Raw genomic sequence first — 13,037 nt, forward strand, 5'->3', positions numbered from 1 at the left:
TCAGTCCCTCCCCGGGATCAGGTCGCAGCCAGCGCAGGCCGCACACATCGTTCGGGCCGCGGCCGGGTCGAGCCCGGCCTCGTGCAGCGCCTCCTTCAGCACCGCATGAAGACGGAGCAGCCGTTCGGCCGACGGCCGGGCAAAGTGGGCGAGCCCGGCGCCGGGCGCCAGCGGCCGGAGCACCGGAATCACCCCGATGGAACAGAGCCGACGGACGACCGCTTCCATCTCCTCGTCGCTCTCCCCGAGCCCGACGATGACATTGCTCTGGACATGGTTCTTCCCGAAGAGCCCGACCGACTCTTCGAGCACCTCCCAGAGGAGGTTCCAGTCCTGTCCAGGACACATCTCGGCGAAGAGTCCGGGCGTCGCCGCTTCGAGGTTGAACTTCACCTCCGCGACCCCCGCCGCCCGCAGCACCCGCGGGGTCTGCGGCGTCGGGTAGATGGAGACCCCGATCGGAAGACCGAAGGGAACAAGAAGCCTGACGACCTCGACCGCCCGCGCCTCCTCTTCCGCCACGCTCCCGGCCACCCCGCTGGTGATCGAGATGGCGTCGATCTCTCCGAGGACCGAGCGCACCATCCCGACCACCTCGTCTGGGCTCTTCACCCGGCCCTGCCTGAGCGGCACGGCACAGTACTTGCACGAGAAGATGCACTGTTCAGAGAGAGTGATGTAGGCCTGGCCTGGACAGTGGAGAGGGGCGGGTTCGATTATGCCCCGCACCAGTTCTCCCCCGAATGGGATGGTCGCCCGCCCCATCCCCTCGTGGACGAGCGTCAGGTCGGCCTCTGGATCGACCGCGAGCCTGACCCGCTGGCCGTCGACCGAGAAAAAAAGAGAACCTCTGCCGCCGGCGCCGGGCCCGGCCGTCGAGGAGGAGATATACGGCTTCGCCAGCACCCCGACCACCTTCACCCGGCCCCTGGCCAGGAGTTCGGCCTTCAGTCCGAGCCAGTCCATAGGGCAAGCGCCTCCTCGAAGTCGGTGTAGAAGGGGATCGCACCGACCGCTCCGATGAGCCCGTTCCCGTCCATCACGACCCTGACGTGGGGGAGCACCGCTTCGAGGTCGGCACGCGAGACCTTCCCCCGCTTCACCGCCTCGCCATACTCACGGAGGGGCGAGGGGTCGAACCCCACAAAGGCCGCCATCCCGGTCTGGTCGGAGAGGGTGTAGCGTTTGAGTAATGCCGCGAACCGCTCGATGAGGCCGTCGGGATCAGTGGAGGCGAACTCCACCGCACAGGCCACGCAGTTCTTTGTCCGTTCCGGCACCGGGAAGAGTTGCACGATGGTGTGCGAGAGGTAGACCGAGGCCTCGTCCGCGATCTGCCGGGCGATGTTGTGGACCAGGGTCCAGGTCGCCCCCGCCTCAGGAGTGTCGGTGTCGTCCACCCCGATCACCACCCGCTCGCGGCGGGGAAGCCAGACCGTCGATCCGGCCAGTTTCCCGCCGCCCGACTCGTCGCACTCGGCCCGGATCACGCCGCGGCCCCGCGCCCGGCAGGCTGAGGCACCGACGCCACCGCCGCCCATCCCGAGATAGGTGACCGAGACCTCGTCGCCCTCGACCGACGCCCCGGCAATCCCCGCGGGGAACTTCGAGCCTTCGAGCCCGAGGTCGACCGCACCGGTCCGCAGGAGGTAGCGCGTCGTCGGCCCGACCGTCCGTGCCGACTCGACGAGCGGGCTCTGCGCATAGTGGCGGCGGACCCACTGCGCCCCGCCGATACATTCGTAGAACTCAACGACCTCGGCCCGGTCGCCGCCGGCATCGGCGACGGCGACGATCCCGGGATACGAGATCACATACGGGTCTACCAGATCTTCAGAGACTCCCATCCGGTCGTTCGCCATAGAGACCAGCCGCCTCCACGCCGCGGTTGCCCCAGAGCACAGCTCCAAGAGCACCTATCCGGCCTTTGCTCGCCGCGGAGTCGATGAAGGTGATCCCGAGCCTCGTCGCCTCGGCCTCCACCTCCTCCCGGGTGAGCAGTTCGGTCTTGATCTTCCTTGCGTACTCGGTCTCGGGCAGGCCGATCCCGCGGTAGTAGGCGATCCCGGTGTCCCCCGAGACCGCGTGCTCCTCGATATAGTCCTTCACGAAGGCGAGGAGGTCGTCGACCGCACCGGGCCTGACCGCGAAGTTCAGCACCGACCCCACGCAGTTAGTCGTCTTCTTCGGCGCCTTGGGGTTGAGCTGAACCAGTCTCATATTAAGGTACTCTGCTCCTTCAACCTTGCACGCCTCGGCACACTGGAGGGCCAGCACCCAGGTCGCCCCTTCCTCTTTGGTATCGGTGTCGTCGATCCCGATGCTCACCTTCTCGTACTTCGGCGAGACGATCCGCACCCGACAGGCCCGCGCCCCGCCGATGTGGAGATCTTCCTCGCTCGGGTACTCGGCCCTGATCACGCCGGGCGCCTGCGGGAGACACGCCGCGACGCCGACACCGGCACCGGCGATCCCGGCCCAGGTGGTCACGACCTCGTCGCCCTCCACCTCGACGCCGGCAAGGGCCTGGCCCCCGATCTCCTGCCCGGCCGCCCCGAAGTGGGGTTCGTACGCGCCCAGACGGGCGGTCATGGTCATCGACGACCCCTGGACGTCGGCGGCGGTCAGCGCCCCGCCGGCACGCCGACGGTTCATCACGTCCCACTCGATGGTGCCGCGGTGCCGGCAGGTCTCCAGGATCTCGGCCAGGCCCTTCTCCTCGTCCACCATCACGATAAATTTCTCTGCAAAGAGCGGTCCAAAGCGCTCTCTCACTTCATCAGGGGTCAGCACGATCATAGCATATACACCGAAAATTTCGTTGACGAAATATTCGGCGGCATCACGGATAAATGGATCGCAGGTGAGCAAGAGGAACAGCTCCCCCCTCTGTCCGCCCCCGGCCAGAGAGAACCACGTCCAGATTGCCCTCCGATCCGGGAGGAGGGCCGCTGATCCGGGTTCAGATTGGAGAGATTGTGGAATCGGGGCAGAGAGGCATCTGTTCACGAAACACCGGCAGGATCATGGACTTTTCCGGCCCCGTGGTGCCCCATATGAGCGTGAGAGATATCAAGACATCTCTTCTCCAGAAGAGGCGACATATGACTGTCGTAGACGCGTGGAAATCGCCGCGATTGTTCGGGCTACCGAATGCTCGGGGAGTGGCAGAATCGCAGATGAAAGGAGGTGTTTTCAGCCCGCCCCACAAAATATGAACGCTGTATCCAAACGATTCGTCCTCTGCCTCCCCCCCTATCTTCATCCCGAAGGTTCGGCGGCAGAGCCCCCGGCGTGATGATCAGGCGTGCCGCCACCCAATCGCAGAATCTCCACCATCATCTCGCGCCGGGGAGCCTTGCCCCCCGGACCCCCCACGACGAAGATAGCCGAGGGGCGGCACAATGCTCGATTTCTGTTCGTTCATCGAACGCAAGAAGGATCAAGGATCGATCCGTCCTCACACCGGGGAGCCACAAGAATGTTCACCACGTATGCTTGAGCCCCGGGTTCATGCTCGATTCAACAGAGCAAAAAAAAGAATTATCTTCTTCTCATCACGACCGCCGCCCCGAGGGCGAGGATCGCAAGCCCCTCCATCACCGGAGTCTGTTTCGGGACGGTGGTGCTTGCCGGGGGCGCGGAGGTCTCGGCGGTCTGCACCACCTCAGTCGTCGGGACCGGCGTCTCTTCCGCCTGCACCGGCGCCTCCGCGGCGACGATCTTCCCCGCGACGATCGCGAAGTACGAGAACCCGTCGGCTTCGGCCGAGTAATAAACTCTCTCCTCGTCCTCCTTCTGGAGCGTCACGGGAAGATTCTTCATTCCCTCGTCGGTGTACTGCAGGAACATGATCTGGCTGCCAGATAGGCCGTGTGCATCCAGCCAGGTCTTCGGCACCGAGAACTCGATGACAAGACCCGCGATCGTGGAGGGGCCGGCGCGATACAGGGTCATCTTCTCGATCTCATAGACCGTCGAGCCGGGCATCCTGACGTCCTTGGGGAGAGACGCCTTCTCCACAGTGACCAGGAGGTCGGAGACGGCATCGCGGGCCTTCACCGTGACCCGGCCGATCGCGGTGCGGTCCACCGAGAACGACCGCGCTTCCCCTGCAGGGACCGACCCGGCAAATGACGCTACGTCCGAGAGATCACCGCCCGAAGACGACGACCGGCCTTCGGCCGCAGGCCGGGAGATCGCCGACAGCCCGAAGAGCGAGAGGCCGTTGGGGGAATATGCCTCGAAGATCAGGTTGCCCGCGGGATCGGTGCCGACCAGCCTGGTCTCCAGCACCTCTTTCGTGTCGTCTTCCGCCCACCTGATGATCCGGACCGCACCGACGCCGCCGTGGGCCCTGACCCATGCCGGGCTGACGGCCATCCTGACAGAGGCGTTGGTGATCTCCTTCCCGTTCGTCAGGTTCGTCTTCACGATGTTCATCGTGAAGGCGACCGCGTCCACCTCCAGGCCGTCGTTGCTCGCGGCGAGCTGGAAGGCGGAGATGATCTCATCGGAGATGGTCTGGTTGAGGGTAGTGGTGATCCCCGCCCCGGCCGGGAGGCCGGTGAGGTTGGCGCGGATGCTGCCCGAGACCGTGCCGGGGAGCGGGAGGTCGGCGACGAGGGGATCGGTCTCGAGGACCATGCCGTCATAGGTCGCGTTGATCCGCCCGCCCGCCGGTTCCTCCATCGACGTGGTCATGACCGTCAGGGTGAAGCCGTCGCCCTGCAGGGCGAGGCAGCTGCCGTTGATGCTGGCGGCGCTCGCGTTGACCGAGATGGAAGGCGCCCCGCTGTTGTTCTCAGCGAAGGTGCAGTCCGGCATCTCGAAGGAGACCGTCTCCGTCTTTTTCGTCGCGGGGACCACCGTGACGATCGCAGAAGCCGTGCACCCCTCGCACCCGGCGGTGACGGTCACCTCTCCCGGCGAGAGCGCTTCAAAGCACCCGGTGGTCGCGTTCACGACACCACGAGTCGTGTTGCTGCTTGACCACATCGGCACCGCGCCAGGCATCGCCTCCCCACGCTGGTCGAAGACCTCGGCGGTGAAGTTCACGCTCTCGGCTACTTCGAGGGTTGTGGCGGCCGGGGAGACGGTGACTGTCGTGGGGGTGAGGATGAGATAGGCGTCGATCGGGGAGATGAGGGGGTGGTAGTGATTCACGCCGCCGGCGACAAACGGCGTGTCGCCGAGGCCGTCACCGTCGGTGTCGTTGCCAGCGTAGGTTTGATAATAATGATTTCCGACAAAGTTGGTGTATGTTGTGCCGTTGTAGATGTAATTGATCGGCTCCGTGGAGTTCAGAGTTAGGGGAGAGGAACTTCTACAGTAAAAATAGCCACCAGGATTATTAGGATGAGTACTGATGTTATTCATATAGACATTGAAGGAGTCACCATCTTTGATGCTATTGAGATAGAAAGATCCTATTTTACCGCCTTTTAATTCATTTCCGGTGAACGTAATGTCTTTTATTGAATTTCTTAAATTAACATTCGATTCCGCGCATTCGTCAATGAAATTGTCCTTAACAACTGTGTTTTGTGTATCAACAATATACAGTCCCTTGCTCACACCATTGTAAATTACATTATTTGAGACTCTCCCGTCTCTACACCTCAGAAAGGAAATGCCAGTACCTCTATTGTAGATAGAGGAGATTGTATTGTTCTCCACAATATTTCCAGAGGATCGTCCATCTCCCATAATGCTAATTGACGTATCAAAGGCATTTTCGATAATATTGTCCCTGACAAGAGCATGGTCACAAGTATTTAAATAAACTGATGTTTTAGAATTGTTGAATTTATTCCCAGCGAGGGTCAGATTACTTACATGCTGCTTATAGACGTAGATACAATACTGTGTATCTGAAAAAATATTTCCTGAGATCGTGCAATTGTCGCCTTCCGTGATTCTTATTGCATTTTTACTTGCAAATGTTGCAGATCCTGTCTGTTTTAGGGTAAAACCTGATATTGAAACATTGTCAGCCAGAACCTCGATCATAAAAGCCCTTTTATCATTCGTGATGGTTGTGCCCGAAGGGCCGTTCTCTGACCTGAGTGTTATCCCTTTCTCAATCTTAAACAGTTCATCATAGATTCCATCCCTGACGAGGACGGTGTCAATATCTCGTGCACAGGCAACAGCCTCAGTAATTGTCCTGAAATCACCTTCGCCGCTCTGATCGACGATCCATGTATGTGGGGGAAGGTCGTCGGGATAGACATAGACTGTCGCTGAGCTCTCGACTCCGGCAAAACTGGCCCGAACTTCAGTCGTGCCCGGGCCCATAATAGTGAAGTATCCGGTTTGGTTCACGGCGCCAACTGAGGTGTTGCTGCTCGTCCACCTAAATGGAACAAACGGGATCTCAGCCCCGGATGGATCGTACGCCTCCCCACTGAACTGGAGAGGTTCACCACTCTCCCAGATCCTTACAATATCAGGCGTGATGTTTATCTCTCTGATATCAGGAGGGAACTCAAGAGAGATCTCTGTGACCTCTTCGATATTTTTACCAACATGCGCAATTCCCGAACCCGTCAACTTCAGCGGCCAGTATGTTCTTCCATCAATCGGCTCTTCGGGGATCTCGAACCCGTCCACTTTATAGCCGGCAATAAAGGTCTTATCACCATCGAGGAACTCACGGCTGGTAATCTGGATGGTCTTATCATTGCCTGCTGCTTTGCCGATGACGGTGACAGTATAGTCGCGAGATGCCAGCGACGTATTGAACGTTGCAGGATCCTGATCATCGACAAGCCCGATGACTGCAGAGAGGCTGACTCCCTCCCACAGCTTTCCGCTGGGGTCGGTATATGAGAGAAGCCCGCCTTTGGAGAGGTCGATGATCGTTGAACGATTCAGCATTCCGTTCACCGCTCCGATCAGGTTGATGTTCCAGTCAGGATGTGATTTGATTACAACCGTAGCATTCCCAGAAACGCTGCCGTTAGTTGCCCGGACAATGGTGGTTCCTTCTCCACGTCCGGTAAACAAACCATTTTCATCGATGGTTCCGACGGACGGAACCGTGCTTGACCATGTAACCAACACCGGAGAGATTTCGTCTCCGAACTGATCATACCCCGTTGCAGTGAATGTACAGTTCTCAATCTGATCCGCGTACATCACAACATCTGACGGCTCTAAAAGAATGGATGTCAGAACCTTCTCAACAGGAGCGGTTACTGTTACGGATGCAGTCTGGGATGCACCTTTTGTAGAAGCGGTAATAATCGTCGAGCCTTCGGAGACTGAAGTGAAAATTCCCTTATTATCGATAGTCCCAACACCAGGGTCGCTGCTGGACCACGAGATCTGTGCCCCTTTGATTTCATCACCATTTGCATCATACGCTCTTGCCGTGAACCTCTGTTTTCCGTTTGCAGGCACTTCAGCAGAAGGAGGCGAAATCGAGAGCGTTGCAGCATCAGGCAGCGGAACACCGGATACGTACCAGCCACTGAATTCTGTTGGATAAGGCCCGGTCAGTCGATTGGTCCAGGAAGTGAGATTATATACGCCAGGGTCGGCGTTTTTGCAATAACCATAGACATTGAAAGCCAGCAGGGTGTTCAGATTTTCAACCTCGTACTGTACCCTGAGAGGATGAGCGCGAAGAATGCCGCCATTAAGGTCGACGAACATCAGCCTGAATGTATTTGATGTATCACTCAGGTCCTGACCGGGAAATACCGGATACCGGGTCTCTGCCGCCGGCCGCCATGTCTGCGGACCATAGATAAAATCATCTTTGGTGAACCACTCATCAAGTGTCACCGGTTCGTAATGTTCTGTGCCGGGGGCGGGTTCTGCATGAGGGATCGGATTCGGTACCCACTGGTATCCGTCAGCCCGAATATGTACCTTGAAATCGTCGGGAATCGTTCCGTTTACTGCAACACAGAGGAATATTTCGTCATGATACCCGCGTCCTCCGGTCTCCGTTACATAAAAAGTTCCTGACTGGTCGTGGGTGTTGGTGACCTGTCCATATTGCATATACCCGCTTGAATTCGAGATGTGAACCGCATTCAGACCCCCACCGGTCCATTTGATCCGAAATGTATCGTTGCCGAAATCGTTGAACCTCGCCCCTTCGTCGTTTGCAACTTTCAGGTACACGTCGTCCACTGCCGGAATCACGCCCCCGAAAACGTCACGAACAGAGGACAACACCTCCATGGTGTCCACCGGTGTCGGCGAAACCTCGGGCAACGGGGCCGTCACCGTCGCCGCCGCACTCCCGTTCACGGTGCCGTTCGCGACCGTGGCGATGATCACGACAGATCCCGGGGTGAGTGCCGTGAACGATCCGGTGCCGTTCACCGTACCGACCGATGGGTCACTGCTCTCCCAACTGAACACGACATCGGGAACGACCGCACCCGAAGGATCATATGCCGCCGCCGAAAACGACCGCACCTCGCCCACTGTCATTTCGGCGGATGCCGGCGTGACGTTCACCCACGAGATCACAGGCAGCATCGATGTCGTGACGTTGCCGTCTCCTCCGGACTCTGGATCCAGAGGAGAGAGCACGGTGCCGTTCATGTCGCCATCGATGCCGGATACGTTCGCGCCGGAGGCGGAAACGTTCTCCGCCCACGCAGGGACGACGCAGAGCGCGACCACAGCGAAAATCGCAAGGATCAACCACACCGGCGAGGAAACATTTCTCTGCCGGTTTTTTTCAGGGGGATGAATATCAGATTTTTTCATGATCAGACCTCGAAAGCCATCGAATTTGGGAATCATTCGACGTACAATATACATTAAACGAGAATTAGTAAAATAATAATTCTTTCGATTTATTATTCTGTTAAATATATCAACATAACATAGTTCATAAACATCGGAAATATACACAAAAACGATCCCCCCCCTCACAGAGAAAACAATCCGGATCAATCAAGAGAACATCTACAGAATCAATACTCAAAAAAATAAAAAATGAAGATTAGAAACCGATGGTCCACCCACTGCTTCCTGTACCTGTTATTCTGTTCGTCCAGGAGACGGATTTTCCCTGAACCGACTGATTGCACCAGGTGTAGATGTCGAATAGGGCATTTCCGCTATAACCTGTAATGCCATAGTCAACTTTGATCATGCCATTGTCCGTAAGACCAAGACCAGTGGCGTTCAGAGTCCCAAGCCCAGTGTCGATGAACATGACCTTGTAGGTGTCTGAAGTGTTCGTCATGTCCTGGCCGTAGTACATCGGATAGTTTTCATCGAAATACGGGCGCCACTTGCAGTCAACGAGTTCTAACTCTAAATCATTCTCAAGGAAATCGCCGTTACCAAACGTGCCGATACTAGCATTACTATAGTACGTGAGACTGCCCGACGACGGGAACATAATCGTCGGTGTCAGAGTCCAGTTGTATCCGGAAGCCGTGATGCTCAATGCAAGATTCGTGGTATCGGCCCCTCCCGGCACTCCGAACATGACGATGGCGGAATCACTGCACCCCGGGTTCTTACTCGTGTCTGAGATGTAAAACGTCCCGTTCAGATTTTGATTGGCATATACAGCCCCATTTTTGTTCGTCGTGCTGTTCGTGATATGAATTGCTTTGAGGCCGCCACCAGCTTTTGAGAAGTTGAAATAGTAGGTGCCATCGCCATGAGGATCATAGAACGCCCCGTTTGCCATCTCGATATACGTCTGGTTGTTGTCAGCAAATTCAGCCGCAGAAGCCGGCGCGACACATGTGGCGAGCATCAGGACAACTGCCGATGCCATCGCCACCTTCAGTACCATTGCTTTTCCTTCATGTTTCATCAGAGATCATCTCTTTCGTTCATGTGATCCGGGCACCTGTAGAGACACCAGGATCCTGCCAACAGAAGCCGGACAACACCTAGTAAACTATAAAAGATTTACTTAAGGCCACTGTCAACGATCAATACCCAGAAAATCATCAGATATATAATTGTCGAATTAATATAGCCCCAAATTCTTGACGCAATTCCGTGCAAATAGAGATAGCAACCAAAAACGGATCCACTTTAAAAAAGAACAACCACTTCTATCGATACCAGATATCATTCCCCCCAACACTACATCCCCCACAAAGAACCCAATCACAAAATAGCCATTTTCATTCCAGATAGAGAGAAAAGAACCCAAAGATGCTGCACGGCCACTCCCGGCACATCGGCCGATACGAGATCAAATAAGAAAATGCTGCAAGCCACCGCTCCTGCGCGTTGCATTCGGCTCCCGATCACCTACACAGAGAGCGATCAACCCACCAAAATCCGAACAACCTCTCAAGTCTTCCAGGCGACAGACACCGACACGGCCAATCCCCCGACACGACCCCACCGGGACGATCGAGACCGATCAGAAAAAAAAGATTTAGAAGAGGTCCTTGAGTTCGATCTTGAAGGGCCCGAGGTTGCCGCCGAAGTTGCCCGCGCTGATGAAGACGACGCCCGGCACCCTGGTCGCCGCCTTGACACCTGCGGACATCGCTTCCTTCACCGACTCCTCGTCGACACCGTCGATGACGATCTCGTAGATCGCCTTCACGCCCTCAGGCACCAGAGAGTCCTCGACCTGCTCGCGCAGCGTCGGGCAGTACTTCTCGTTGGTGCTCGCCGACATGAACTTGTACTTGTTGCTCCCGACCTTCGAACCCGACGCCACGATGCCGCCCGGGAATGAGGTGATCACACCGCAGACCGAAGCGATCGCGTCGACCGCCGCCTGAGCGGCCATGAGCGCGGCCATCTGGTTCTCGCCCATGATGAAGAAGTTGCCGCCGGCAACGCCCTTGACGATCCCGAAGTCCTCCTCACCGACGTACTCGCCGTTCATGATCGGGATGGCCCAGCACTGCCGGCCGCCGACCTCCTTCTTGTACTCGTACCCGTCACCGAAGAAGTGGAGCTTCACCGGGATCCGCTCCTCGGCCTCGGGCAGACCGTCGAAGACGGCGGTCGTCGGGGCGGTGAGGACACACTCGGCCAGACGCTCGACAACCTGCTCCTTGAGCTTCTTCTTGCCGGCACAGATGAGGATCGCATACCCCGGTCTGCCGTCAGGAGTCTCCTCAGCCGGGACAAAACCCTCCACCCCGGCCTCGCACGGACAGCCGATCGCCGAGGTGGCAAACCCGGTCGCCTCAACGGCGGCCTTGTAAGCCCACTCCTCGGTCACGGCGGTAATGATCACCCTGGACACCCAGGTGGGGAACGCTTCAGCGTACGTCTCGTCGATGGTCACACCGTTATACTCCATTATGTGTACACCGCTACAGAGTTGCAACAGGGAAACAGAAGAACATTTCTAAATCACCCGTGACCGGACGGCCCGCCCGGACGACCGGACCCGATCATCCATGCGAGACCTGATAAAAGGCTCGAAAAATCCGGATCACAGGGCCCATAGAGGATCTTCAGTTAATGACCGGGCAAAATCAACATAATCCACTTGTCTGAGAGCCTTTCCGGGCCTTTTTAATGGGTGTGGTGATTCAGAAAGTTTATCTATATTATTTGCCAACTCTTTCTTAATCGATTTTCAATCGAGATAGCTGGTGCGTGAAACCATGGCATTTGCAGTGCACGTCAACATGGAACGGTGTACCGGTTGTAACAATTGTGTGGTCGCGTGCCCAGTGGACGCACTGGAGCTCAACACCGTGGATCCTGTCACCACCGACAAGATCTACAAGGTGATGAACGGCAAGGCAACCGTCCTTGACGTTGATCACGAGCTCTGCGCCGGCTGCGGCGTATGCGTTGAGGCATGCCCATACAATGTTATACGGCTGGTCGTTGGATCAATGCAGTCCGGGTCTCCGGCCCCGATGACAGCAAAGGAGTGAGGGTTACTCATGGCGATCTTTCCGAAATTCTCCAAGACAAGAGATGGTGTGAATATCATCAATGAGCAGCGGCTCCTCAAGCAGGTCAACCACCTCATTCTCGACACCCAGCGGTGTACGGGATGTGGCATCTGCTCTGAGTCATGCCCTGAAGAAGCGATCACGGTCAGCATGGTTGGTGCGACCAAGAGGAACAAGGGTATCAGCTACGCAGCACCCGTGAACATCGACGAGGTCAAGTGTTCATACTGTGGTGTCTGTGTGGTCATGTGCCCCTTCAACTCGCTGACCCTGAAGATCGACGGCGAAGAGTCTCTCCCCATCGTAGAGCGGGAAGGCTTCCCGCAGTACGACATGCTCGCCAAGATCGACGAAGAGAAGTGCGTACGGTGCACCGTCTGCGAGGACGTCTGTCCCCGTGACGCGATCGACCGCGACGTCCCGGCCTACGAAGGCAGCGTCGAGGACGGGCGCGAGCGCCAGACCGCACTGACCGCAAAGACCACCTTCGAGGTCGACACCGACAAGTGTACGGTCTGTGGCATCTGCGGTTCGCTCTGCCCGGCAATCACGGTGAAGCGCAAGGCATTCACCGCCGAGACCGGTGCGGTCGAAGGCGACGTCCTCTGGGACGAGAACCTCTGTGACGCCTGTAAGGTCTGTGTCGAAGCCTGCCCCGAAGAGGCGATCACCGTCGTCCGCGAGGTCGAGACCAAGAAGCTCCCCGGCAAGGTCAACATCATCGAGGATGACTGTTGCACCTGCCGCTGGTGTGCCGAGAACTGCCCGTCCGAGGCGATCACCGTCGAGAAGATCTTCGAGGGCGAGATCGAGTTCCACGCCGAGAAGTGCCCCGGCGGCTGCTCGACCTGTGCCGAGATCTGCCCGGCCCACGCGATCTATCTCCCCTCCCCTGCACCCGTTGCCGAGATGAAGGGCGAGAAGGAGCCGAACATCGCCGTCAACAAGGACCTCTGCATCCTCTGTGGCGCATGTGTCAACGCCTGCCCCGGTGAGGACATCATCGTCCTGAAGCGGACCGGCATCCGTATGAAGGGCAAGGAGACCGACCTGTTCAACAAGATCAAGGCAAAGCTCTTCACCCCGCGGACCTCCAAGGTCAAGGAAGGCGTCACGCCCGGCGAAGTGGAACTCAAGGCCCTTGAAAACGCGTGAGGT

Annotated in this window: 8 protein-coding genes; 2 read left to right on the forward strand and 6 right to left on the reverse strand. The window is 57.5% G+C overall.

Annotation, left to right across the window (positions count from 1 at the left end; translation table 11 throughout):
* The 6 genes from E2N92_RS06160 to fhcD all read right to left on the reverse strand — a co-directional run bounded on the left by E2N92_RS06160 (position 1) and on the right by fhcD (position 11,269).
* On the reverse strand, positions 1-966 hold the full coding sequence (locus E2N92_RS06160; RefSeq protein ID WP_220682805.1) for a radical SAM protein: 966 nt from the start codon (positions 964-966) through the stop codon (positions 1-3).
* On the reverse strand, positions 948-1,862 hold the full coding sequence (gene mmp11, locus E2N92_RS06165) for a methanogenesis marker protein 11 (RefSeq protein ID WP_220682806.1): 915 nt from the start codon (positions 1,860-1,862) through the stop codon (positions 948-950). Before mmp11 ends, E2N92_RS06160 begins: the two co-directional genes overlap by 19 nt.
* Positions 1,834-2,799 carry a tRNA(Ile2) 2-agmatinylcytidine synthetase gene (locus E2N92_RS06170; protein ID WP_220682807.1) on the reverse strand — a complete coding sequence of 322 codons (966 nt, stop codon included), beginning with the start codon at positions 2,797-2,799 and terminating at the stop codon, positions 1,834-1,836. Before E2N92_RS06170 ends, mmp11 begins: the two co-directional genes overlap by 29 nt.
* Positions 2,800-3,543: 744 nt before the next feature.
* Positions 3,544-8,736: an Ig-like domain-containing protein gene (locus E2N92_RS06175; protein ID WP_220682808.1), complete on the reverse strand. Its 5,193-nt coding sequence runs from the start codon at positions 8,734-8,736 to the stop codon at positions 3,544-3,546.
* Positions 8,737-8,974: 238 nt separating this feature from the next.
* Positions 8,975-9,805: a hypothetical protein gene (locus tag E2N92_RS06180; protein ID WP_220682809.1), complete on the reverse strand. Its 831-nt coding sequence runs from the start codon at positions 9,803-9,805 to the stop codon at positions 8,975-8,977.
* Positions 9,806-10,384: 579 nt separating this feature from the next.
* Positions 10,385-11,269, reverse strand: a complete 885-nt coding sequence (gene fhcD, locus E2N92_RS06185) for a formylmethanofuran--tetrahydromethanopterin N-formyltransferase (protein ID WP_220682810.1) — start codon at positions 11,267-11,269, stop codon at positions 10,385-10,387.
* A gap of 310 nt (positions 11,270-11,579) precedes the next feature.
* Between fhcD and E2N92_RS06190 the strand changes: the two genes are divergently transcribed.
* Positions 11,580-11,858 carry a 4Fe-4S binding protein gene (locus tag E2N92_RS06190; RefSeq protein WP_209630558.1) on the forward strand — a complete coding sequence of 93 codons (279 nt, stop codon included), beginning with the start codon at positions 11,580-11,582 and terminating at the stop codon, positions 11,856-11,858.
* Positions 11,859-11,867: 9 nt separating this feature from the next.
* On the forward strand, positions 11,868-13,034 hold the full coding sequence (locus tag E2N92_RS06195) for a 4Fe-4S binding protein (RefSeq protein WP_220682811.1): 1,167 nt from the start codon (positions 11,868-11,870) through the stop codon (positions 13,032-13,034).
* Positions 13,035-13,037: the final 3 nt, after the last annotated feature.

Origin of the sequence: Methanofollis formosanus (assembly GCF_019633745.1) — an archaeon.
Taxonomy (GTDB): Archaea; Halobacteriota; Methanomicrobia; order Methanomicrobiales; family Methanofollaceae; genus Methanofollis; species Methanofollis formosanus.

Excerpts from the sequence above, each read along its gene's own strand:
- E2N92_RS06160 (WP_220682805.1), bottom strand. The coding sequence starts at position 966 with ATGGACTGGCTCGGACTGAAGGCCGAACTCCTGGCCAGGGGCCGGGTG.
- mmp11 (WP_220682806.1), bottom strand. The coding sequence starts at position 1,862 with ATGGCGAACGACCGGATGGGAGTCTCTGAAGATCTGGTAGACCCGTAT.
- E2N92_RS06170 (WP_220682807.1), bottom strand. The coding sequence starts at position 2,799 with ATGATCGTGCTGACCCCTGATGAAGTGAGAGAGCGCTTTGGACCGCTC.
- E2N92_RS06175 (WP_220682808.1), bottom strand. The coding sequence starts at position 8,736 with ATGAAAAAATCTGATATTCATCCCCCTGAAAAAAACCGGCAGAGAAAT.
- E2N92_RS06180 (WP_220682809.1), bottom strand. The coding sequence starts at position 9,805 with ATGAAACATGAAGGAAAAGCAATGGTACTGAAGGTGGCGATGGCATCG.
- fhcD (WP_220682810.1), bottom strand. The coding sequence starts at position 11,269 with ATGGAGTATAACGGTGTGACCATCGACGAGACGTACGCTGAAGCGTTC.
- E2N92_RS06190 (WP_209630558.1), top strand. The coding sequence starts at position 11,580 with ATGGCATTTGCAGTGCACGTCAACATGGAACGGTGTACCGGTTGTAAC.
- E2N92_RS06195 (WP_220682811.1), top strand. The coding sequence starts at position 11,868 with ATGGCGATCTTTCCGAAATTCTCCAAGACAAGAGATGGTGTGAATATC.